General features: G+C 68.7%; 21 protein-coding genes. 12 read left to right on the top strand and 9 right to left on the bottom strand.

What is annotated here, in order from left to right:
* The coding region (locus tag AB7F93_RS05175; protein WP_428301813.1) for a DMT family transporter at positions 1–525 on the top strand (525 nt) is incomplete at its 5' end.
* Positions 526–550: 25 nt separating this feature from the next.
* Positions 551–1,954: a sodium:proton antiporter gene (locus AB7F93_RS05170; RefSeq protein WP_428301812.1), complete on the top strand. Its 1,404-nt coding sequence runs from the start codon at positions 551–553 to the stop codon at positions 1,952–1,954.
* 15 nt (positions 1,955–1,969) lie between these two features.
* Here the strand turns inward: AB7F93_RS05170 and modC are convergent, their stop codons facing one another.
* From modC to AB7F93_RS05145, 5 genes are read right to left on the bottom strand one after another with little or no spacing between them, the layout of a single operon-like run.
* A complete protein-coding gene (gene modC / locus AB7F93_RS05165) occupies positions 1,970–3,079 on the bottom strand; it encodes a molybdenum ABC transporter ATP-binding protein (protein WP_428301811.1) in 1,110 nt (369 codons plus the stop codon).
* Positions 3,076–3,750 carry a molybdate ABC transporter permease subunit gene (modB, locus tag AB7F93_RS05160; protein ID WP_428301810.1) on the bottom strand — a complete coding sequence of 225 codons (675 nt, stop codon included), beginning with the start codon at positions 3,748–3,750 and terminating at the stop codon, positions 3,076–3,078. Before modB ends, modC begins: the two co-directional genes overlap by 4 nt.
* Position 3,751: 1 nt before the next feature.
* Complete coding sequence (gene modA / locus AB7F93_RS05155) at positions 3,752–4,558, bottom strand: molybdate ABC transporter substrate-binding protein (protein ID WP_428301809.1); 807 nt, start codon at positions 4,556–4,558, stop codon at positions 3,752–3,754.
* Between the two features lie 29 nt (positions 4,559–4,587).
* A complete protein-coding gene (locus AB7F93_RS05150) occupies positions 4,588–6,147 on the bottom strand; it encodes an exopolyphosphatase (RefSeq protein WP_428301808.1) in 1,560 nt (519 codons plus the stop codon).
* A 6-nt stretch (positions 6,148–6,153) separates the two neighbouring features.
* Positions 6,154–6,630 carry a SixA phosphatase family protein gene (locus AB7F93_RS05145; RefSeq protein WP_428301807.1) on the bottom strand — a complete coding sequence of 159 codons (477 nt, stop codon included), beginning with the start codon at positions 6,628–6,630 and terminating at the stop codon, positions 6,154–6,156.
* Between AB7F93_RS05145 and AB7F93_RS05140 the strand changes: the two genes are divergently transcribed.
* Positions 6,607–8,013: a VanZ family protein gene (locus AB7F93_RS05140; protein ID WP_428301806.1), complete on the top strand. Its 1,407-nt coding sequence runs from the start codon at positions 6,607–6,609 to the stop codon at positions 8,011–8,013. The genes AB7F93_RS05145 and AB7F93_RS05140 overlap by 24 nt on opposite strands.
* On the opposite strand, the gene AB7F93_RS05135 is transcribed toward AB7F93_RS05140, so the two are convergent.
* Positions 7,934–10,291 (bottom strand): heavy metal translocating P-type ATPase, encoded by a 2,358-nt coding sequence (locus AB7F93_RS05135; RefSeq protein ID WP_428301805.1) that lies wholly within the window; start codon positions 10,289–10,291, stop codon positions 7,934–7,936. The two genes, AB7F93_RS05140 and AB7F93_RS05135, sit on opposite strands and share 80 nt — an antisense overlap.
* 70 nt (positions 10,292–10,361) lie before the next feature.
* Complete coding sequence (locus AB7F93_RS05130; RefSeq protein ID WP_428301804.1) at positions 10,362–10,631, bottom strand: hypothetical protein; 270 nt, start codon at positions 10,629–10,631, stop codon at positions 10,362–10,364.
* A gap of 502 nt (positions 10,632–11,133) precedes the next feature.
* On the opposite strand from AB7F93_RS05130, the gene AB7F93_RS05125 reads away from it, so the two are divergent.
* From AB7F93_RS05125 to pepA, 7 genes are all read left to right on the top strand, one after another.
* The gene (locus AB7F93_RS05125; RefSeq protein ID WP_428301803.1) at positions 11,134–11,871 is read left to right on the top strand and encodes a PEP-CTERM/exosortase system-associated acyltransferase; all 738 of its coding nucleotides are present in this window, start codon (positions 11,134–11,136) and stop codon (positions 11,869–11,871) included.
* Positions 11,872–11,881: 10 nt separating this feature from the next.
* Complete coding sequence (locus AB7F93_RS05120) at positions 11,882–12,676, top strand: PEP-CTERM/exosortase system-associated acyltransferase (RefSeq protein ID WP_428301802.1); 795 nt, start codon at positions 11,882–11,884, stop codon at positions 12,674–12,676.
* Positions 12,677–12,706: 30 nt separating this feature from the next.
* Positions 12,707–13,582, top strand: a complete 876-nt coding sequence (locus AB7F93_RS05115; RefSeq protein ID WP_428301801.1) for a ThiF family adenylyltransferase — start codon at positions 12,707–12,709, stop codon at positions 13,580–13,582.
* 2 nt (positions 13,583–13,584) lie between these two features.
* The gene (locus AB7F93_RS05110; protein WP_428301800.1) at positions 13,585–14,415 is read left to right on the top strand and encodes an outer membrane lipoprotein-sorting protein; all 831 of its coding nucleotides are present in this window, start codon (positions 13,585–13,587) and stop codon (positions 14,413–14,415) included.
* On the top strand, positions 14,412–16,196 hold the full coding sequence (locus tag AB7F93_RS05105) for a hypothetical protein (RefSeq protein ID WP_428301799.1): 1,785 nt from the start codon (positions 14,412–14,414) through the stop codon (positions 16,194–16,196). The genes AB7F93_RS05110 and AB7F93_RS05105 overlap by 4 nt, the downstream gene beginning before the upstream one ends.
* Positions 16,193–18,445 carry an efflux RND transporter permease subunit gene (locus AB7F93_RS05100; protein ID WP_428301798.1) on the top strand — a complete coding sequence of 751 codons (2,253 nt, stop codon included), beginning with the start codon at positions 16,193–16,195 and terminating at the stop codon, positions 18,443–18,445. The genes AB7F93_RS05105 and AB7F93_RS05100 overlap by 4 nt, the downstream gene beginning before the upstream one ends.
* 360 nt (positions 18,446–18,805) lie before the next feature.
* A complete protein-coding gene (gene pepA, locus AB7F93_RS05095) occupies positions 18,806–19,687 on the top strand; it encodes a flocculation-associated PEP-CTERM protein PepA (RefSeq protein WP_428301797.1) in 882 nt (293 codons plus the stop codon).
* A gap of 117 nt (positions 19,688–19,804) precedes the next feature.
* On the opposite strand, the gene AB7F93_RS05090 is transcribed toward pepA, so the two are convergent.
* A complete protein-coding gene (locus tag AB7F93_RS05090) occupies positions 19,805–20,884 on the bottom strand; it encodes a molybdopterin biosynthesis protein MoeY (RefSeq protein WP_428301796.1) in 1,080 nt (359 codons plus the stop codon).
* Positions 20,885–21,035: 151 nt separating this feature from the next.
* Complete coding sequence (fnr, locus tag AB7F93_RS05085; RefSeq protein WP_428301795.1) at positions 21,036–21,770, bottom strand: fumarate/nitrate reduction transcriptional regulator Fnr; 735 nt, start codon at positions 21,768–21,770, stop codon at positions 21,036–21,038.
* A 117-nt stretch (positions 21,771–21,887) separates the two neighbouring features.
* Between fnr and AB7F93_RS05080 the strand changes: the two genes are divergently transcribed.
* Positions 21,888–22,490, top strand: a complete 603-nt coding sequence (locus AB7F93_RS05080; protein WP_428301794.1) for an ACP phosphodiesterase — start codon at positions 21,888–21,890, stop codon at positions 22,488–22,490.
* 114 nt (positions 22,491–22,604) lie between these two features.
* On the top strand, positions 22,605–23,201 hold the full coding sequence (locus tag AB7F93_RS05075) for an O-methyltransferase (RefSeq protein WP_428301820.1): 597 nt from the start codon (positions 22,605–22,607) through the stop codon (positions 23,199–23,201).
* Position 23,202 lies beyond the last annotated feature (1 nt).

The following is a 23,202-nucleotide window of genomic DNA, read 5'->3' as shown; positions in this document are numbered from 1 at the left end:
TTTGCGCTCGGCATTGCCGGCGTGGCGGTGCTGTTCAACCCGCTGGGGTTCGACTGGTCCGACCGGCGGGTGCTGTTCGGCAATGGGCTTTTGCTGTTCGGCGCCGCGCTGTGGGCGGTGCAGATCGTGCACGTGCGCCGGCACCGCTGGGCCGGCACGCCGCTGTCGCTGGTGCCGTGGCAGCAGACGGTGGCGGTGCTGGCGCTGCTGCCGCTGTCGCAGATTTTCGAGCCCGACGCCGCGCTGCGCTGGACGCCGGAGTCGATCGCCATCCTGGCCTACAACGGCCCGCTCGCGACCGGCTTTTGTTTTTGGGCGCTGCTGACCGTGACGCGCGCGCTGCCGGCGGTGACCACCTCCATCGGCTCTCTGGCGACGCCGGTGGTCGGCATGTTGTCTGGCGCGCTGTGGCTGCACGAGCCGCTGTCGTGGACCAACACCGGCGGCCTGGCGCTGGTCGGCGGGGCGTGCGTCACGCTGGCGCTCGGCGAGGCCTGGGCGCGGCGCGCACCGCAGCCGGCGTGAGTTGTTTCGAAAGGCATTGCAGGCGATGACCGTGTCCCGCGTAACTCTGCTGCTTGGGCTGCTGCTGCCGCTGTCCGCTCATGCGGCGGAATTCGACGGCGCCGCGCTCGGCGCGGTCTGGGCGCTGCCGTTCGCGGGCATGCTGCTGTCGATCGCGCTGTGGCCGCTGATCGCGCCGCATGTGTGGCACATGCATTACGGCAAGATCACGGCCGTGTGGGCGCTCGCCTTTCTGCTGCCGTTCGCCGGCCGGTTCGGTTTGGCGACCGCCGGTGCCGGCGTGGTGCACGCGCTGCTCGCCGAGTACCTGCCGTTCATCATCCTGCTGACGGCGCTGTACACGGTGGCGGGCGGCATCGTCATCCGCGGCAACCTGCACGGCAGTCCGCGTACCAACACGACCTTGCTCGCCATCGGCACGGCGCTCGCGAGCGTGATGGGCACCACCGGCGCATCCATGCTCATGATCCGCCCGCTGCTGCGCGCCAACGACAACCGCCGCCACCGCACGCACGTGGTGGTGTTCTTCATTTTTCTGGTCAGCAACGTCGGCGGCTCGCTCACGCCGCTGGGTGACCCGCCGCTGTTTCTGGGCTTTCTGCAGGGCGTCGGCTTTTTCTGGACCGCCGAGCACCTGTGGGCCAAGACGGTGTTCATGTCCGTGGCGCTGCTGGCGATCTTCTACGCCATCGACCGTTACTGGTATGCGAAGGAAGACCTGCTGCCGGTGGACCCGACGCCGGACACGCCGGCGTTTGGCGTGGACGGCCGGGGCAACATCGCCCTGATGCTGGCGATCAGCGGCTGCGTGCTGATGAGTGGCCTGTGGCAGCCCGGCATCGCCTGGGACGTGTTCGGCACCAAGGTCGCGCTGCCGCAGCTCGCCCGCGATCTCGCGCTGCTGGCGATTGCGGGCGCGTCGCTTCAGTTCACGCCGCGCGCGCTGCACGCCGCCAACCAGTTCTCCTGGGCACCGCTCAAGGAGGTGGCGAAGCTGTTTCTCGGCATCTTCGCCACCATCATCCCGGTGATCGCCATGCTGCGGGCCGGAGCCGACGGGCCGTTCGCGGCGGTGGTGGATCTGGTCACGAGCCCCACCGGCGAGCCGCTGCCGGCCATGTACTTCTGGGCCACCGGCGTGCTCAGCGCCTTCCTCGACAACGCGCCGACGTATCTGGTGTTCTTCAACCTGGCCGGCGGGGACGCCCAGCACCTGATGACGGCGCTGGCACCGGTGCTGGTCGGTATCTCGGCTGGCAGCGTGTTCATGGGCGCCATGACCTACATCGGCAACGCGCCGAACCTAATGGTGGCGACCATTGCCCTGAATGCCGGCGTGAAGATGCCGGCGTTTTTTGGCTATCTCGCCTGGTCCTGCGCCGTACTGCTGCCGCTGTTCGCGGTGGTGACGTGGGTGTGGATGCGTTGAGCCCGTGCACCGGCGTCAGCGCCCGAGCACCCGCCGGTCGAACGACACGCCCTTCACCAACGCCCACACGGCTGCACCGACGGCTAGCCCCAGATTCGCCACCGCCTCGCGGGTGATGCGCGCGCGCAGGTGTTGCGCGGGCGGCCCGGGGAGTTCCAGCAGCACCTCGGCGTAGGCGCCGGCGGGTTCGGCGTCGATGCGCAGCACGCGCGCTGCGAGCTGGTTGCGGATGCTGACGCCCTCGACGCGGGCGAGCGCGATGGACACATCCCGCGCCCGCACGCGCAGGCGCACCGGCGTGCCGGGCGCGGCGTCGATGTGCGGCAGCGTCAGGCGCTGGCCGGCGAGGTCGAGCTCGGTCAGGGCGTAGTCCGGAACATGCCGGCGCACGCTGGCGTCGAGCAGGGCGCCGGCCTCGAAGTGGCCGGACACGGCCTCCGCCTCCGGGCGCTCCAGCACGCTGTGCACCTCGCCGCGCGCCACCACGCGCCCGGCGGTGAGGATGAGCACCGCGTCGGCGAGCTGGGCGACTTCCTCCACCGCGTGCGAGACGTAGATCAGCGGGATGCCGAAGCGCGCGGGCAGGGCGCGGATGTAGGGCAGCAGCTCCGCCTTGCGTTTCAGATCGAGCGCCGACAGCGGCTCGTCCAGCAGCAGCAGGCGCGGGTTGGCGAGCAATGCGCGGGCGATGGCGACGCGCTGGCGCTCGCCGCCCGAAAGACCCGTCACCGCGCGATCCAGCAGCGGCGGCAGATCGAGCGCGGCGATCACCTCATCCAGCGCCGGTGCCGGCGCGCCGTTGGCCGGCCGGGCGCGCTGCTGCGCAAAGCGCAGGTTGCCGAGCACGCGGCGGTGCGTGAACAGCCGCGCGTCCTGGAATACGTAGCCGATGCCGCGCCGGTATGGCGGCAGGTTTACGCCAGCCGCGGAGTCGGCGAGCACCGCGCCGTCGAGCGCGATGCGCGCGCGCTGTGGCGTTTCGAGCCCGGCCAGCGCGCGCAGCAGCGTGCTCTTGCCGCTGCCCGACGCGCCCATCACGGCGGTGATGCCGGCCAGTTCCAGCGTCTCGTCCAGCTCCAGCGCGAAGTCCGGATGCCGCACCGCGAGCGCGAGGTCGAGCTTCACGCGGCGTGCACCGGGTAGCGGCGGTTCAGCACGTACACCAGCACCAGCGCCGCGAACGAGAACGCCAAGAGACCCGCCGAGAGCACGTGCGCGGCGGCGAAGTCGAGCGTTTCTACCTGCTCGTAGATGGCGATCGAGATCACCCGCGTGCGGCCGGGGATGTTGCCGCCCACCATCAGCACCACGCCGAACTCGCCGAGCGTGTGCGCAAAGCCGAGCACGCTGGCGGTCAGATACCCCCGCGCCGCAAGCGGACTCGCCACGGTGAAAAATGCATCGATTGGACGTGCGCCGAGCACCGCGGCGGCCTCCAGCGGCCCGCGGCCGACCGCCTCGAACGCCGCCTGCAGTGGCTGCACCACGAACGGCAGTGAGTAGAGCATCGACGCCAGCACGAGGCCGCTGAACGAGAAGGTGAGCGTCTGCCCGGTCAGCCCCAGCCAGGCGGCGCCGAGCGGCGCGCCCGGCGCGAACAGCACCAACAGATAAAACCCCAGCACCGTCGGCGGCAGCACCAGTGGCAGCGCGGTGATGGCCTCGACGAGCGGCTTCACCCGTGTGCGGGTGTGCGCCAGCCACCAGGCGAGTGGGGTGCCCACCAGCAGCAGCAGCGCCACCGTCACCGCCGCCAGTTGCAGCGTGAGCCAGACCGGGCCGAGGTCGAGGTTCATCTCAGGGCGTCGGCAGGTCGTAGCCGAGCGCCGCGATCACCTCGCGCGCCGCTGGCGTCTTGAGGTAATCGAGCAGCGCCCTGGCGGCCGGGTTGTTTTGGGCGCGGGTGATCAGGATGGCGTCCTGCTTGAGGGGTGGATGCAGATTCTGCGGCACCAGCCACTGGCTGCCCGGCTTGCCGCCGGCGAGCACCGAGGAGGAGGCCACGAACGCGGCTGTGGCGGCGCCGCTCGCGGCCATTGCATAGACCTGGCCGATGTCCTCGGCGCGGACGATCTTCTCCTGCAAGCCGGGCCACAGGCCGAGCTGTTCCAGCACCCGCCGCGCCGCCGCACCATAGGGCGCGACCGCCGGATTGGCGATGGCCAGATGCCGGAACGCGCCGGTTTTCAAATACGCCTCACCGTCGCCGAAGGCCTTGGCGTCCGGGCTCCATAGCGTCAGGCGGCCAATGGCGTAGGTGAAGCGCGAGGCGGGCACGCCGAGGCCGGACTTGGCGAGCAGTTCCGGCCGCTCGACATCGGCCGACAGCAATACGTCGAACGGCGCGCCCTGCTGAATCTGTTGCAGGAACTTGCCGGACGAGCCGAGCACCACCGTCAGCCGGTGGCCGCTGGCCTGCTCGAAGCCGGGCTCGATGCGTGCCATGGCGGCGGCGAAGTTGGCGGCCACCGCGGCGACGACTTCCTCGGCGCGGGCGGCGGGCAGGGCGAGCAGCAGCACGGCGGTGAGCGCACTCGCCAGCGCGGGGCGTGGCATGGACTTCTCCTCCGGCAGTGGCGCGAGCGCGGCCTCAGGCGTCGCCATCAGGCATCACGCCGCGCGCCCGGCTGGCTTCATTTGCGCGAGCGGGCAGACGAACCGCCGTCGTACCCGCGCAGCTCGAAGCCGGCGGCGGCCAGGAACTGCGCTTCCTGCGCAAGATCGGCGCCGGTCAGTGGGTGGCGATCGAGCCAGCCGGGGGGGAAGTCGAGCGTCAGCCTGGTGCCCGCGGCGTGCAGGTCGAACTTCGGCAGCCGCAGCGCGGCACGGCTGCGGTGCAGGGCCACCACCAGGCGCAGCAACACCGCCAGGCGCAGCAGGGCAGGGCGGGTGTCGGCGTCCTGGGTGGCGAACTCGTCGGTTGCGAACTTGCGCCGGTGTACGCGCACCAGCAGCGCGAGCTGCTTCTGCTCTTGGCGAGAGAAGCCGGCCAGATCAGCGTGCTCCAGGATGTAGGCGCCGTGCTTGTGGTACTGCGCGTGGGCGACGTCGAGGCCGATCTCGTGCAGCTGCGCCGCCCACTGCAGGAGGTGCCCGTGCTGCGGGTCGGCGAGCTGCCAGTCCGCCGCCACGCGCGACAGGCAGTACTGGGCGGTGCGGGCCACGCGCCGGGCGTGCGCCGCGTCCACGTGGTAGCGGCGCGCCAGTTGCGCGGCGGTACGGTCGCGGATATCGGCGTTATGGATGCGGTCGAGCTGGTCGTAGAGCAGACCCTGGCGCAGGGCGCCGTCGGAGATATCGAGCCGGGTGAGGCCGAGTCCCTCGAACAGCGCCAGCACGATGGCGAAGCCGCCCATGAACACCGGCAGGCGATCGGCACGCACCTGCAGCGGCGCGAGCTTGTCCACGCGGCCGAGCTTCAGCACCTGCCGACGCAGCGCCTTCAAGCCCGCCGCGGTGATATTGCCGTTGGCGAGCCCGAGTGCCCGCAACGCGTCCGCCACCGCCACCATGCTGCCGGAGGCGCCGATGGCGCGCTGCCAGCCGAGCGCCCGGTAGTCGGCCAGCACCGGTTCCAGCTCCTGCAGGGCGGCGAGTTCGGCTTCGCGCAGGCGCGATTCGCTGATCCGCCCGTCGCCGAAAAACCGCAGGCTGTGCGACACGCAGCCCAGGTACAGGCTCTCCAGGCGCAGCGGCTGATAGTGACGGCCGATGATCATCTCGGTGCTGCCGCCGCCGATGTCGATCACCAGCTGCTGGCGGCCGTCGTCCGGAATGCTGTGCGCGACGCCAAGATAAATGAGCCGCGCCTCCTCCACGCCGGACACGATCTCGATCGGGTGGCCCAGCGCGCGCCGGGCGTCGGCGAGAAAACGCCCGCTGTTGCCCGCCTGACGCAGCGCATTGGTGCCCACCGCGCGCACCGCGCCCGGCGGCAGGCGCCGCAGGCGCTCGCCGAAACGGCGCAGGCAGGCCAGTGCGTCCGTGCAGATGGCGGGCGTGAGGTTGCCGTCGGCGTCGAGGCCGGCGCCCAGGCGTATCGGCTCGCGCAGGCGGTCGATCACCTGCAGCTGGTCGCCGCTGACGCGCGCCACCATCAGGTGAAAGCTGTTCGAGCCCAGGTCCACCGCCGCGATGGTGTCGAAGCCGGCGCCCGGCGAGGCGGCCACAGCCGTGCTGGCAGGTGCCGACATGCGGCCTCAGCGACGCGCCATGCGCGCGAGCTGTTCGGGCGACATCAGCCAGTGCAATCGCCCGCCGCCGGCCCGCGGCAGGCCGGGGAATTCCAGCAGGCACGCGCCGGCCCGCTCGAAATGAAAAAACCGCCCGCCTAGACCGGTCAGCATGTGGCACACCCAGTAGCTCAAATCGTCCTCGTGCCCGACCAGCGCGACCGTGCCTGACTGCGTCGCGAGCCACGCCGACAGCCGGTCGAGTTCGCCGGGGGCCAGCGTGTCCGTTTCGCACAGCGGCGCGGCGAACACCTCCGCCAGCACGGTGGCCGTCTCGCGCGCCCGGCGCAGCGGGCTGTGCGCGATCAGGTCAAGGTCCGGCACTAGCGCCTGCAACGGCCCGCGCACCTGCCGCAGCAGGCTCACACCGGCCGCGCTCAGCGGACGCTCGGCGTCCGACGGGCCGGACTCGGCGGGGGCGTGGCGAATGACCAGACAGCGCACGGGCAACTCGGGCGGGGAACGGGCGCCGGTATTATCGCCGGCAAGCTGTCCGCGGCGACCTTGGGTATTTCACACGTCATGCGAAGACGCTCTTCAGCGCGCCACTGGTTACTGGTCTGGATGGTCTTTGCAGCCCTGATCACGTACGGCTCGCTCTATCCGTTTCAGTGGCTGGCGACTCCGAGGCCCTGGCAGACCCTTCTGGCCGTGCCGCACGACATCGACCGTGGCGACGTCCTCGGCAACGTGATGCTGTTCGTGCCGCTCGGCCTGAGCGGCGCCATGGCGCTGCGCCGCTGGCCGCTCGGCGGGACACTGTTGCTGCTGGTGTGCGGCGTGGCACTGGCCGTGGCGCTGCAAGTGGCGCAGTTGTGGACTGACGGGCGTACCGCTGCGCTGTATGACGCCGCCTGGAACAGCGCCGGGCTGGTAGTCGGCATCGTGCTGGCGACGCTGTATCTCCAGGTGCTGGCCAAGCGCGCCTGTGCCAACTTCGCGACCCCACGGCTGGCCGCGCTGCTGATCGTGGCGGCCTGGTTTGCAAGCCATTTGTTGCCGTGGGTGCCGTCATTCGACTGGCAACACATCAAGGACAACCTGAAGCCGCTGCGTGCGGGTCTGGAAGGAATCTCCCCGCTGCTGACGATGGAAATCGCTATTCGGGCCTTGCCCGCGGGTGAGGCGTTGGCGGTCGCATTTGGCGCGGTGGGCGCACTGCTGTTCGTGCCGGCGGCCGCCCTGTTGCTGCTCGGCAAAGCGGTGGTGGTCGGCCAAAGCGTCAACGTGAGCGTGGTGTGCGGCCTCGGCGGCGGTGCGGCGCTCACGCTCGCCGGCCAACTGCTGGGGGATGGCCAGCGGCGCCGCTTGATGGCGTTGGTGCTGTTCGCGGGTATTGCCGCGCTGGCACTTCTTCCTTTCGATCCCTACGCGCCGCTGCTGGCGGCCGACTGGGTGCCATTCGCCGGTTTGCTGCGCAACAACATGCTGCTGAACGCCCGGTCCCTGATCGGTCGCCTGTTCCTCTATGCCGGATTGCTGTGGCTATTGCGCGTGGAGGGCGCACGGCCGTTGCCGGCTAGCCTTGGCCTTGCACTGTGGCTGGCGATGCTGGAGTTGTTGCAGGTTGTGATGCCAGGCCAGCGGGCGGATCTCACCGAACCGCTGTGGGCCCTGCTGTGCGGATGGGCCGTCTGGTTGCTTCCCATGGAAGTCCAGCCCGCCAGCACCTACCGGCGAGGCGCATCGCCTGCGCCCGCGACCCCCGCGGCGCTTCAGCGCGCTATGGGCGACGGCGAGCGCGCTCTCACACCCGCGCCCGGTTCAGGCGCAGCGCGTTGCCCACCACCGACACCGACGACAGGCTCATGGCCGCGGCCGCGATGATGGGCGACAGCAGCAGGCCGAACTGCGGGTAAAGCACTCCAGCGGCGATGGGCACGCCGAGGGTGTTGTAGGCAAAGGCAAAAAAGAGGTTCTGGCGGATGTTGGCCATGGTGGCGCGGCTCAGGCGCCGCGCGCGCACGATGCCGTTCAAGTCCCCCTTCACGAGCGTCACGCCGGCGCTTTCCATGGCCACATCCGTGCCGGTGCCCATGGCGATGCCGACCTCGGCCGCGGCCAGCGCCGGCGCGTCGTTGATGCCGTCACCGGCCATTGCCACCTTGCGGTGCTGCGCCTGCAATTCGCGCACCTTGGCGGCCTTCTGGTCCGGTAACACGCCGGCCACGACCTCGTCGATGCCGAGTTCGCCGGCCACTGCCCGCGCCGTGGTGGCGTTGTCGCCGGTCAGCATGACGATGCGCAGTCCCTCGGCGTGCAGCGCCGCGATGGCGGCCGGAGTCGACGCCTTGATGGGGTCGGCCACGCCGAGCAGGCCGGCGAGCGCCCCGTCCACCGCCACCCACATCACGGTCTGGCCGCGCGCGCGCAGCGCATCGGCGCGCGCCTCGAACTCGCCAGGCGCTATGCCGGCGTCGGCCAGCAGGGCCGCATTGCCGAGCAGCACCGTGCGCCCGGCCACGAGACCCCGCACACCCCGGCCGGTAAGCGATTCGAACTGCGTCGCCTCGACCAGCCGCGCGCCGCGTGCCTGCGCGCCGCGCACGATGGCGGCGGCGAGCGGGTGCTCGCTGCCGCGTTCAAGGCTCGCCGCCAGCGTCAGCAGCGCGTCGGTTGCGAAGCCGGCCGCGGCCTCGACGCTGACGAGGTCCGGATGACCTTCGGTGAGCGTGCCGGTCTTGTCGACCACCAGGGTGTCGATGTCGCGCAGCACCTCGATCGCCTCGGCGTTTCGGAACAGCACGCCGGCACCGGCGCCGCGGCCGGTCGCGACCATGATGGAAATCGGCGTGGCAAGACCCAGCGCGCACGGGCAGGCAATGATCAGCACCGCCACCGCGTTGACCAGCGCGTAGGCCAGTGCCGGCGGTGGCCCGAGCCACGCCCAGGCGCCGAAGGTGAGCAGCGCCACGGCCACCACGGCCGGCACGAACCAGCCGGCCACCGCGTCGGCGAGCTTCTGGATCGGCGCCCGGCTGCGCTGCGCCTCGGCCACCATGCGCACGATCTGCGCCAGCAGCGTGTCCGCGCCCACCCGCCGGGCCTGCATCACGAGTGCGCCGGTGCCGTTGACGGTCGCGCCGATGAGTTCATCCCCGGCGGCCTTGCGCACCGGCAGCGGCTCGCCGGTGAGCATGGACTCATCAACCGCGGTCGCGCCCTCCAGCACCAGCCCGTCCACCGGCACCTTCTCGCCCGGCCGCACGCGCAGGCGATCGCCCACCTGCACCGTGTCGAGCGGCACGTCCTGCTCGCTGCCGTCGGCGGCGAGCCGCCGCGCGGTGCGCGGTGCCAGGCCCAGCAGGGCGGCGATGGCCGCGCCGGTGCGACTGCGCGCGCGCAGCTCCAGAACCTGCCCCAGGATCACCAGCGCCGTGATCGCCGCGGCGGCCTCGAAGTACACCTCGGGCAGGCCATGGTGGCCGCGAAACGCCGCCGGAAACAGACCCGGCACCAGCGCCGCGACCAGGCTGTAGCCATAGGCGACGCCGACGCCAAGGCCGATCAGCGTGAACATGTTGAGGTGGCCGGTGCGCAGCGAGCGCCAGGCGCGGACAAAGAAAAACGACCCCGCCCACAGCACCACCGGTGTCGCAAGGAGCAGTTCCAGCCACACCCAGACGCGCGCCGGCGCCACACCCGCGAACCACCCACCGACGCCCGGCAGCATCCTGCCCATGGCGATCGCGACCACCGCCGCGGCCAGTGGGGCGCTCATCCACAGGCGGCGCGTCATGTCCTTGAGTTCAGTGTCGTCGACCGGGCCGGCCACCGGCAGCAGGGGTTCGAGCGCCATGCCGCACAGCGGGCAGTCGCCCGGATGGTCCTGCCGCACCTCGGGATGCATGGGGCAGGTGTAGATCGCGCCGGGCATGGCCGGTGCTGTGGGACGCGCTCCTGGTGCGTGCTGGGAACAGTGCGAGACGGAGCTTGGCGGCCCGGCATCGGCGCCCGCCGGCGTCAGGAATGCCGCCGGATCAGCCACGAAACGGTCCCGACAGCGCGTGCCGCAGAAAAAATACGTTCGCCCCCCGTGCGCCACCGTGGCCGCGGCCCGCGCTTCGTCCACGCTCATCCCGCAGACCGGATCGACTGCTGTCATAAGCCTCCCGTTCGAACTGCCCGGTCAATCACCCGACGAACGCCCGCCGGGTCCGCGTGCACCCCGCGCGTCAGGGTGCCGTCGCGGGCGCGTGAGGGCTGCCCATCATCATGCCCATGCCGCCCATCATCTCGCGGCACTCGCGCATCCGCTCGCGCATCTTCTGGCGGTCGCTGGCGTCGATCACGCCGTCCTTGTTGGCATCCATGCGCGCGAAGCGTTCCTCGGCGCGCTGCAGGAACTGCTCCTTGGTCACCTTGGCATCGCCGTCGCCCATCATGCCCATGCCGCCCTGCGCCAGGGCGCCGCCCGCGGGGTCGAGCGCTATCGCGCCATACATCAGCCTCGTGTCGCCAATTCCTGCAGGGTCAATCGTCGGCGGTTGTCTGAGAGCCGCTTGATCGATCCGAGCCCCTTCGATCCTTGCTGCTTCTAGTGAGCGACGCCGAGAGCTCGTCGCGGTCGCGCAGAAACCACTCAACGCGCCGTGGTCCGCAGGCCACATCGGTGGACTTGATCTCGCCCACTCGGGCTCTGCCCGATCGAGAGGATGGCATGCGAGTGCAACGTGCGTCGCGAGTTCTGCGGACGGTTTCGCGTGTAGCGCGAGCCGCCTTCGACATGTGAAATATGTTGCGCCATCGGGTTGTGGTGTTATGGTTGCCACCGGCACCAGCCAGGAGCCACAGCAGCATCGCCACGAACGACACCCGGATGGGGCGGGCGGCCTGCGAGGAAGGGGGTGGCATAAACCCGAACAGCCCATGGTCAGGTTTTCCATCGGGCTCTTAATCAGAGAGCGGGCGCGCTGTTCAGTGTTGGCCCGGTCTGACGAGGTACCCATGCTTGATACCCTTGCACCGCACGGTGCTTCAGTTTTTGTCGCCTTGGCCGATACCCCGGCCAGTAGGAAGCTCCACTACCAACTGCGCTACCAGGTCTACTGCCGGAAACTTGCTTACGAGGATCCGGCCAGATTTCCGGACGGCGAAGAACACGATCAGTACGACGAGCATGCCGTGCATTTTCTGGCCTTTGACAGGCGACGCGGGGACTGGGTTGGGACCCTGCGACTGGTCCATCCCGGGCCTGCGGGTCTGCCGTTGGCCTCAGTCGCGGGTCTTTCGTCCTCGATCGGCCAGTTGATTAACCGAGAGAGGGTATTGGAGATTTCGCGCATGTGCATTCATACCCCGGGTGTCTCCGGCGGAGCCCAAGACTCGTATGAGTCGATTGATGCCGCGTTCCGAGCGGCACCGCTGGTATTTTTCGCTCTAGTCCGCGCCAGTGTTGCCTACGCTTTTCAGGCTGGTATGAGTCATTTGGCGTTTCTGACCGCGCCCTCATTGCTGCGTCTGTTGAGGCGCCTTGGAATTCACCAGGTGCCCGCCGGCGATGCTTGTGTGCATCGCGGCCTCCGCTATCCCAGAGTGCTGGACGTCGCCGGTGAATTTCGCCATTTGATCGAAAAACTGCACCATCACCCTCTCTCGCCGCATATTCCGATCGAGCCCTATCAACGGTATTCTTCGCTCATGAGCGAAATGAGCAGTAGAGCGGTTCGTTTTGCGGTTGGATAAGTAGCAGCCCATGCCAGAGGATATTCAGTCTCCGTCTATCGCCGACACGTTCATGCGGTACTTTGATGTGTCGTTTTGTACCAGCGAAGCGCTCCTCCGGGAGACGCAGCGCCTGCGTTACGACGTGTACTGCCGTGAGTTTGGATTTGAGCGGGACGAAGATTGTCCTGGGGGGCTGGAAGCAGACTTGTACGACCCCCAGGCATTCCATTGCCTTGTCCGGCATCGGGCCACTGCGGAGATTGCAGGGTGCGTTCGATTGGTTTATACGGGCAATGATACAAATCAAGGGCGTCTCCCCGTAGCCACTCACTGCGCCGCTGCATTAGATGGAGCGAATCCGCATCCCGACAACTTGCCTAGCGATGGGGTCTGCGAGATCTCGCGGCTGGCTGTGTCCGCTGGGTTCCGGCGCCGCGTTTCCGAGATGGAAACTCAGCTTGGCAATATGGAGGCGACCAGTGATGACGGCGCTGGCGAGCGCAGCTTTCCGCTACTTGCAGTTGCGCTCTTCATGGCCGCGAGATTCATGATGCTGCACTGCGGCCGGCCGCATGTATTCACTACCATGGAGCCGCGGTTGGCGCGGATGCTGGATCGGACCGGCCTGCATTTTCGGCGCCTTGGTCCCGTGGTGGATTACCACGGCCGGCGCGCTGCATACTACCTTCACTACACACCCGATGAACATCAAGCCTCCCTTGCGTCGACTCGTCGCAATTTGCAAGCGCTGTTTGGCGTCGTCGATAGGCAATTGCAATCCCAATTGCATGCATTGACGCCGGTTGGAAAGGCTGGGTCATAATAGCGCCAATCTGTTGCGCGCGGGTTACGCATGTCGCAATTCGATTACACCACCGCGTTCACCCGCACCGTTGGCTGGGTCACCGGCGACGAGCTGGCCAAGCTGCGCGAAGCCCGCATTGCAATTGCGGGGCTCGGCGGAGTTGGCGGCAGTCACTTGCTTACCCTCACCCGTCTCGGTGTCGGTAACTTCAATCTGGCCGAGTTCGACCGGTTCGAACTGCACAATTTCAACCGTCAGGCCGGCGCGTTTTTGCACACGATCGGTCAGCCGAAGATCGATGTCGTTGCCGATATGGCACGGGCGGTGAATCCTGAACTGGGCCTGCGCCTGTTCCCGGATGGCGTGAGTCTTGAGAACCTGGATCAGTTCCTGGACGGCGTGGATGTCTACGTTGACGGCATCGACTACTTTGCCTTCGATATTCGGCGGGCGGTATTCGCCGCCTGCCGCGAGCGTGGCATTCCGGCCATTACAGCGGCCCCGCTAGGTATGGGGGCGGCATTGCTTGTGTTCATGCCGACAGGCATGAGTTTTGACGATTACTTCCAACTGGCCGGTCAATCCGAGTCCGAGCAGGCCCTGCGTTTCCTGGTCGGGCTTGGGCCGGCGCTGCTTCATGGCAGCTACCTCGTTGATGCCAGTCGTATGCGGCTTGGCCATCGCGCGGGTCCATCGACTCCGATGGCTTGCGAGCTGTGTGCCGGCATTGCCGCGACGGAAGCGCTAAAGCTTCTGCTCGGACGCGGCCCGATTCGCGCAGCGCCCCGCGGCCTGCATTTTGACGCTTACAGCGGCAGGCTGGCCAAGACCTGGCGCCCTTGCGGAAACCGGAATCCCATTCAACGCTTGCTGCTGTCTGCGGTGCGTCGACGGTTGTCCCAATCCGCCACTGCACCGAACTGACCGTGTCGATCGCCATGTCAGCCGCCGCCAAGCGCGCGCTTGCCGTCATCACAATCGTGGCTGGAAGCGCCTGGGGTGCGCCGGGTTTTGCGGCAGATGCAGGCGATGCCGCCACCCTCGCCCGGCGCGTCTACGACCGTCCCGACGGCAAGGACGTCGCCACGCGCTTCACCATGACGCTGACGCGTTCCGGATCCGCGCCGCGCCAACGCCTCGCCTACAGCTTCCGCCTCGACGCCGCATCAGGCGAGGTGCGCTCCCTGTTGCGCTTTGCGGACCCAGCCGACATCCGCGACACCGGCCTTCTGGTGCACAGCAAGCCGAATGGTGAGGCCGACCAGTGGCTGTATCTGCCCGCCCTGGATCAGGTGCGGCGGATTGCCTCCGAGCGCCGCGGCGGCAGCTTCGTCGGATCGGACATCTACTACGAGGATCTGGAAGACCGCCGCCCGGACCGCGATCGACACGCCTTGCTCGGCGAGGAGACCATCAATGGCCAGCCGACGCGGATCCTGCAAAGCCTGCCGGTGGATGCCAGCAAGTCGGTCTACAGCAAGCGCGTGGCCTGGATACACGAACCGACGCTGCTGCCGTTGCGGGTAGACTTTTATCAAGCTGACGAGCAGCCCGCCAAGCGTCTGACGGTGCACAGGGTGGAGCAGATACAGGGCTACTGGACGGTCACCGACAGCAGCATGACGGACCTCAAGAGCGGCAACGAGACCCGCATCACGGTCGACAAGGTGAGCTACGATCAGGGCCTCCCGGACTCCCTGTTCACCACCCAGACCCTCGCCGACCCCGCGACGGACGCCGCCTACAGGCCGAAATGACCTTCACCCACCGACGCCCGGACCGCGCATGGCGCCGCCGGCTGGCGGCCGCAAGCGCGCTGCTGGCCGGTGGCGTGTGCGCAGGCGCGGCGGCGGCACCGCTGACCGCCGTGCGCGTGATCGGCATCGAGGACGCCCGCAGTGCGGCCGTGCTGGCGGACAGGATTCGCCAACTCGGCGGCCCGGCCCTGGTGCGCCGCGCCGCGGACGGCAGCTATACCGTGCAGGCAGGTGCCTTCGCGAACCCGGACTTTGCTACGCGGCAGGCGCAGCGCCTGCGCGAGGCTGGCCTGCAGCCGGTCACCCTCCAGGCGGCGGTGGCCCTGGCGCCGCCAACCACGGCGGTCCCACCGGCGCCGAGCGGGTTCGACATGGCGGATGTTCCGACGGCGGTGCCGGCCGCCAATCCGCCCGTTGAGGCGCCCGCGGCGCGGCCGCAAGCCCGCGCCGCGGCCACTTCGGCGGCGCCTCTGCTGCTGGCCCTGAACGACGCACCGCCGCCGGCCGTCCCTGCGGCGCCCAGCACGGCATCGCAGGTCGCCTGGCAGATGAGCCGCCTGCAGGCCGAGACCGCCGGCTACACGGGGGACGACCGGCTCGCCCGGCACAGCCAGTTCCTGCACGCCACGGGTGGGCTCGTCTGGCAGCCCTCGGCCGCAACCGAGCTGCGTCTCACCGCGCGCGGCGACGCGTTCTGGCAGCAGGGCTGGCAGGACTTCGACGAGGCGCAGCTCGACTACGACGAGGCGTTTGTGCGCCAGCGCTGGTCGCGGCTGCGCCTGACCGTCGGCGCGCAGCGCATTGCCTGGGGCCGGGTGGACGAAATCGCGCCCACCGATCGCCTGTCGGTGGTCGACCTCACGCGCATGGTGCTGGACCGCCTGCCGGATCGCCGCCGCACCGTGCCGGCGCTGCGCGCCGAGTGGTTCGGCCTGCCGGGCAAGCTGGATCTTGCCTGGATACCCGCCTTTCGCCCGGCCGAACTGCCGGATGACGACAGCGCCTGGCACCCGGTGAACCGCCGCGATGGGCGCTTCTTCGGCCTGCCGAGGAGCGATCTGCAAACCGCGCTCGTCCGCGCCGGCCGCTTTGACGACGACGGCCACGGCAGCGGGGGCGGTGCCCTGCGCTACAGCCAGGAGCTGTCCGGCTTCGACTACGCGCTCACCGCCCAGCGCGTGCGCCACTCGACGCCGTACTACGAGCTCGACGAGCGCGTGCGCGCGGCCCTTGCCTCGGGCGCGAGCGTGCCGGCCGCCGTGGCGCTGGCGCCGGATACCTTCGTCGGCCGCCACCCGTCCACCTGGGTGCTGGGCGGCGACGCCGGCTTCGTCACCGGCCGCACCACCTGGCGCGTGGAGGCCGCGTGGCTGAGCGCGGTGCCGGTGACCGACGCCGCCGGCGCGCTCGACACGGTGGATGCCGTCAACGCCGTGGTCGGCGCCGAGTTCTACCCCGGCGACCGGGACCTGCGCGTCAACCTGCAACTGGGCGCCAACGTGTTGCTCGGTCCGGCGTCCATGCTCGACCGGCGCCGCCGTTACTTCACCAATGGCACCGTATTCTGGCCGTTCGGCGCCGGCCGCTTCGAGGTCGAGACCCGCTACGCGCTCGGCCTCAACGCGCGGGACGTGTATGTGAACCCCGAGTTGCGCTGGCTGTTCCTCGACGCGCAGCAGGTCTACATCGCCGCGCACGTGTTCCGCGGCAGCGAGGACACGCTCGGCGGCTTCTTTCACGACAACACCGGCATCATGCTCGGCTGGCGCGCCCGGCTGTGACCGGCTGGCTGCTCGACCGCCCGCGCCTGGCGGCGCTGATCCTGGCCGCGCTCATCCTGCTGCCGCTCGCCGCGCTGCCACGGCTCAAGCTGGATAACTCGCCGGAGACTTACCTCCCGGCCACTGCCCCCGGTGTGGTTTTCACCCAGCAGCTGCGCCGCCAGTTTCCGGAAGACCAGGTGTTGCTCGCGCTATTCAGCGGGCCGACGCTGTGGGACACCGCCACGCTGCGGCGTCTGGACGCGCTCGGCGTGGCGCTGGAGCAATCGCCGCTGATCGAGCGCGTGCTGCGCGTTACCAGCGCGGACCATATCGAGCCCACGGACGATGGCTTTCGGGTTGGCCCCGTTGTCGACCTGCAATCCACAGAACAGCGTTCTGCAGACGATTGGCGCGGCGCGGCGCTGTCGGATCCCTTCGCGCCGGGCCTGTTGGTCGCCGAGGATGGCTCCGCGTTGGCGCTGATCGTGCGCCCGCACGTCTTGCACGACAGCCGGCAGCGCCAGCAAGTCGAGCAGGCCGTCCGCACCGCCATTGCCGCGTCTGGGCTCGATCCACTCCTCACTGCCATCGGTGGGCCGGTGGCGCTGGACGTGGCGCAACTGCACGCCATGCAGCGCGATGCGGCCACGTTTACCCCGCTGACCACCGCACTTGGGCTCGGGCTGCTGTGGTGGATGTTTCGACGCTGGCTGGTCGTCGTGCTGGCGGCCCTCACGTTCGGCGCCTCCACTGCCGGGGCCGTGGCCACGCTGGCCCTCATGGGGCGGCCGTTTACGCTGGTCGATTCCATGCTGCCGCCGCTACTGCTGGCGCTCGGTACGGCCGCCCTGATCCACCTGTTCAGCGGCGTTGCCTACGCGGGCCACGGCCACGCCAGTGCTCGCGATCGGGTGCTCGATGCGGTCCAGCATGTGCGCCAGCCGGCCCTGTTTGCGGCCCTTACCACCATGGCCGGCTTGCTGTCCCTGGCTGCAACTCCCATTCGGCCGATTACCGATTTCGGTATCGCCGGTGCCGTGGGTGTGGCGCTGATCTATGTGGTGACTGTTTGGCTCTTGCCGCCGCTTATTGCCCGCTTCGACCGACACCCCTGGCATCTGCGCGAGCTTGGCCTGCATCAACTGCGGCGTCTGGTGCGCGGCACCACGCGCCTGGCCCTGCGTCGCCCGGCGTGGGTGTTGGGCGGCTTTACCGTGCTGCTGGTGGCCGGCTTGCCGCAACTGACCACTATCCGGGTGCAGACGGACCTGTACCGATTCTTCTCCGAAACCCATCCCCTCACCCGCGCCACCCACACCATCGAGGACCACGTCGGCGGTGTCACGGTGATGGAGCTGGTGTTCGATGCGGCCGACCGCGACGGGCTGGTCGACCCTGCCGCTCTTTCCGCCGTTGCGGATGTCCAGCGCTGGTTGCGCCAGCAACCTGAGGTCACCTACAGCCTGTCCCTGACTGACCTGGTCACCGAAATGCACCGCGCGTTCACCGCGGATTCGGGCGCCGCCCTGCCGACGAAGCGCGATCTCATCAGCCAGTACCTGCTGATTTACGACGGCCGTGACCTGTACGACCTGGTCGACCGGGACCACCAGCGCACGCGCCTGCTGCTGAAGCTCAACACACGCGGCAGCGCCGAGCTCAACGCCTTCATGCACCGCGTGCGCGCGCGGCTGGCCGCGCAGCCGCCCGGCGATCTGCGCTGGGACCTCGCCGGCAGCGGCCGCCTGTTTGCCGACCAGGAGCGCCTGCTCATGGGCGGGCAGGTCAGCAGCGGGCTTGCTGTGCTGGCTATGGTGTTCGGCCTGCTCGCCGTCATGTGGCGCTCGCTGCGCGCGGCGGCCATCTGCATGCTGCCCAATGCCGCCCCGGTGGTCCTGACGTTCGTGCTGATGGGCACGCTCGGCGTGTGGTTGGATATGGCAACCGCACTCATCGCCAGCGTCGCCACCGGCATCGCCGTGGACGACACGATTTACCTCTATCAAGGCTACCGCCGCCGGCGGGCGGACGGTGTCGGTACCGCGTACGCGCTCGCCCGTACGCTGCATCGCACCGGCCCCGACTGTGTCGCCACCAGCGCCGTGCTCGGCGTGCAGTTCGTCTTGCTCGGCCTGTCGCCCTTCATTCCGACGCGCGAGTTCGGGCTGCTGACCGGCTTCGGGCTGCTGGTCGCGGTCACCTTCGATCTGCTTTTGCTGCCGGCCCTCCTGATGTGGGTGGACCGCGCACGCGGTGGAGCACAGTAAGCGCACTGCCGCTTCGGGGCGCTGCCGCAACCACGCAAAGCGGTGCGCTTTGCGCTCGAACTATCCGATGGCATCCCCGCCGCCGCTCGGCTGTCAGCTTTTTTTAAAAATTAATAGCTTTTATTTTCAGTCTGTTGTCAGGGTCCCCGGCTTGGCGCCAGAGCCCCCATGCGGTGATTCCAGTGATTTGTCAGTTTTTTTTACACTCCAACGCCGCGCGACGTGGCTTGGGTCGCCCGAAATTATTTAAATATCATATAAATCATATGATTAAAATAATTAACACGGCTTGGCATGCCGTTTGATTAAGGCTCTCGCGAAGGCTGCCGGTCCGCGGTGGCTGTTAACTGGAGAAGCAGCATGAACCGCAAGATTGCCTCCCTCGCAGCTGGCGTGACGCTGGGCCTGTCGGCCCTGTCCGCCAACGCGTCCCACATCCCGGGCCTCGCCCTGTTCGAGGGTCAGACCTTCACCTTTACCCCGGACGCGGCGTGGGGCGTGCCCGGCACGGTGACCAGCTTTACCGCGGATTCGATCGACTTTTCCTACCGGGCCGACGTCGATCAGACTAATACCAGCCCGACCACTGCGGATTTCACCGAGACCGGCGTGGCCTTTTTCTCGACCTTCCAGTTGCCGCTGGGTAACCCGCTGGATGCTGGCATGACGGGCCTGAACAATGGCTACCGGATGTACCTGGTGTTCACCGGTGACGGCAGCGTGGAAGCCGGTGGTGGTGGCGCCATCAACGGGACGTTCTCCACGTTCAACCTGACCATTTACATCGATCCGTTGTCGAATTCGGCCACGGTGCCCGCTACGGTTGGCGCGCCCAACCAGACCACCAGTGTAAGCAATACGGGTGACGATATCGCGATCCTTAGCGGAACCTTGGATGTCGGCGGCTTTCATGTGTTCGCCGGCTTGGCCAATGGCGATTTTGACGTGCTGTTCAACGTCACGACCTACAACGCCGCTGTCTGGGGCGGCGCTGCCTTTGCGGGCGACCTGAACGGCGATGGCGATTTCCTCGATTCGGGCGAGTCCGTCACCAATGGCGACATCAATGGGGTCAATACTTCGCTTCAAGGCTTCGGTGCCTCGCCGTTCGACACGGTCACCGACCTGCTCATCACCGGTTCGGGCAACGTGGCGCTCCGCACCGTGCCGGTGCCGGGCGTGCTGGGTCTGATGGGTGCGGGCCTGCTGGGCCTGGGCTTGGCCAACCGCCGCCGCAAGTAAGAATCGCCGCAGAAGAGGTCCAGGCCGCTACGGATGGCGGCTTGGACTAACAAAAAAGGCGGCCTTGGCCGCCTTTTTTGTTGCGCCGCCGGCCGAACGGCCGCCGCAAGCAGTCCGCTACTCCTTTCCGGCTAGTAACCGCGTCATCGACAGTCGCAGCGACCGCGCGGACGGCGCCTTGCCTTGTCCAAGCCGGCCAATGAACACCGTGTGGGCCGCGGATTCTGCGGACCCCACCCGCGCGTCGAGAGCGCCGGCGATGTGCGCCGCCCGCGCTTGCAAGCTCGCCACGCGGGTGAATTGAGTCCCCCGCCGCACATACCCGGCGAAAATCAGCGGCGTCATCTCCGGTTGCAGGTGCAGCCCAAGTCGGGTGACCGTCAGCCAGAAGCGCATCAGTTGCCGCCCGGCGGCGAGGTAATCGGCCTTGTCCTGCGGCGGGCGCGGTGCCAGCAGTACGAAGTGTGCTGCGCACATCAGGCCCGGCAGAAAATCGAGCTGCAGCGCCGGCAGCAGCGTGCCGCCGAGGTAGCGGTTCAGAAACGACAGCCGCGCCCAGCTTTGCAGTGCCCAGCGCGACACACGCGCCGTGAGTGGGTCGAAGCCAACCGCCTGCTCGGGGATGCGGTCCTCGCTGTAGCGCGCACCCCATTCGATGATGTCCCGGTGCAGCGGAAAGCCCTCCGGCAGCAACAGGCGCAACCGGCCATTGCTGAACAGCAGGCGCGCCATGCGCAGCCGGTCACGGCCGCTGAGCCAGCGCACCGTGTAACCGTGCGCAAGGCAGTCTTCGAGCGCGGCTTTTTGTACTGCCGTGAGCGGCCGGCGCGACATCGGCCGGCGCTGCACGGTGCGGCTTTCGATGTGGTCCGCGAGCGGGTCCGGTGTGACGCCGGCATCCGGCGCGAGGCGCACGTCGTAGATGGGCGCCTCGTCCGGGCAGTCGGGCCGGGTGGTGATGTCGGCCCGCAGGCCGTGCCGGCTGGCGGCCAGCGCGATGCATTCCAGCAGCGCGCCGTGCGCCAGGCGGCTGGCCTCGCCGCGCAGGTCGTACACGCAGTGCTCGCGCGTGTCGTGGCCCAGCACGACGATGTGGTCGGCGGCCTCGATCTGGAACCTCCACGGCTGGGTGTTGTCGCCGCTCGGCGCCCAGCGGGCGAGGGTCAGGATCTGTTCGGCGAGGGACGAGTCGGACATGAAACGGCCCGGTTGGGTGGCGGACAGTGCCCCGTTATCGGCGCCGGCGCGGCATTTCCAAAGCCGTGGCGGGCGGGGCGGTGTACCCGCAGACCGCTGCCGCGACGAGCCAAGTTGAATAAGGGGAGAGAAGCCCTGATTCAACAGTCCGTCAGGCTTCGAACTGCGCCCCGGCCAGCGCGTGCAGCTCGGCGAGATCGAGAATTTCCACCGCACGGCCGTCGAGGGCCAGGACATTGGTGTCCTGCAAACGGCGCAGCAACCGGCTGACGGTTTCCGCCGCGAGGCCGAGGAAATTGGCGATGTCGATGCGCGCCATCGGCAGCACAAAGCGCGTGGCCGAGTAGCCGCGCTGCTGGAAGCGCACCGAAAGGCTCAGCAGCAACACGGCGAGGCGCCGCTCCGGCGACTGCTTGCCGAGCGACAGGAGCTGTTCCTCGCGCCGGGTGATCTCGCGGCTCATCAGGCGCAGCAACTGGTGCTGCAGCGCCGGGATATGGCGCGCGGCTTCCTCCAGCCGCTCGAACGGCACCTCGCACACGCTGACCGTCTCCAGCGTGCGGGCGCTCGCGGCGTGCACGCCCTCGGTGAGGCCGTCCAGACCCAGCAGCTCGCCCGGCAGGTGAAAGCCGATGATCTGCTCGCTGCCGTCGGGCGCCACGGTGAAGCTTTTGACCGCGCCCGAGCGGGCCACGAAGATGGACGAGAACGGGTCGCCCTCGCGGAACAGGTACTTGCCGCGCGGCAGCGGGCGCGAGCGGTGGACGATCTTCTCCAGCAGTTCGATGTCGGTTTCGCTCACGCCCAGCGGCAGGCACAGCTCGTGCAGGCTGCACGTGCGGCAGGCGCGCTGCATGTTGCGCAGGGAGAATGAGGTCTCGTTCACGTTCCAGACCCACGGGTGGCGGTGCGAGGGGGAGTGCGCGGAAGTATCGCCCAGGCGGGGCCGGGGCGGCCACGCGGCCAGCATAATCATGCTTTACCGCCGCCCCGATCTGCGTTCGTGAATATCCTTGCCCATGCCTTGATCGCGCACCAGGCCGGTTGCTCGCTGGTGGGTAACCTGCTGGGGGACTTCGTGCGCGGCGCGCCGCCGGCGCAGCTGTCGCCGGGCTGGCAGCGCGGCATCCGGCTGCACCGGCGCGTCGATGGTTTTGTCGATGCGCACGCCGCATCGGCGGCCAGCGTGGCGCGGCTGCCGGCCGCCCGGCGGCGCTGGGCGCGCGTGGCGCTTGATGTGTATTACGACCATCTGCTGGCGCGCGACTTCGCACGCTACAGCGACCGGCCACTGCCCGAGTTCGCCGCGCAGACCTATGCCGCGCTGGCGGCGGCAAGCGCCCAACTGCCCGCGCGCATGGTGCGGTTTGCGGACTTCATGACCGAGCGGGATCTGCTGGTGGGCTACGGTGATCCGGACGTGATCGCGGAGGTGCTGGCGCGGATGAGCGCCCGCGTGCGGCGTCAGAATCCACTCGCCGACGTGTTCCCCGACCTGCAGGCGGTCGATGCCGGGCTCGCGCGGGACTTTGCCGTGCTGTTTCCGGCCACGCTCGATTTCGCCCGGGCCGAGGTGGCCGCGCGCCCTGCCGAACGGTCGCGGTGATACCACCGCCTACATCAGCCGTTGCCCCCGCTCGGGCATCATAGGCCGTTGGCCGGCGCGGACATGGGCGATCCGGCGCGCCGACTACCGCCCCCGGAGAACACCGTGCCGCAAATGATTTCCGACCTCGACGCCTACTTCCGCCGCCAGACCCGTCCACAGCGCGCCGAGCTGACGCAGGTGGCGATCGCCGCGGCCGCAGACGGCATCCCCGCCATCGGCCCGCAGCTTGGGCATTTGCTCACGCTGCTGGCGCAGTTCGGCGGCGTGCGCCGCGCGCTCGACCTTGGCGCCGGCAACGGTTATTCCGCGCTGTACCTGGCGGACGGCATGGCCGCCGGCGGGGAGATCGTGGCGCTCGAACAGAACCCGGCACGGGCCATCGCCGCGCGTCAGAACCTGGCCGCGGCGCCGGTCAAGACGAGTGTGCTGATCGGCGCCGCGCAGGAGGTGCTGATGGGGCTCGCCCCGGCGTTCGACCTGATCCTGCTCGACATCGACAAGGCCGACTACCTGTTCACGCTGGAACACTGCGCCCGCCTGCTGCGCCCGGGCGGCCTGCTGGTGGCGGACAACACCGGCTTTGCGGATGCCGAGCCGTTCAACGCCGCGCTGCTGGCCGACGCGCGCTTTCGCAGCGTGAATCTGCTGTGCCTGCTGCCGGGCCACAGCCCCGAGCAGGACGGCGTGGCGCTCGCCGTGCGGCAGTAGC

The organism is Immundisolibacter sp. (assembly GCF_050250495.1).
In the GTDB taxonomy this organism is placed as follows: Bacteria; Pseudomonadota; Gammaproteobacteria; order Immundisolibacterales; family Immundisolibacteraceae; genus Immundisolibacter.
The sequence above is the reverse complement of the archived record's forward strand: the minus strand, read 5'-3'. Positions and strand labels throughout refer to the sequence as shown.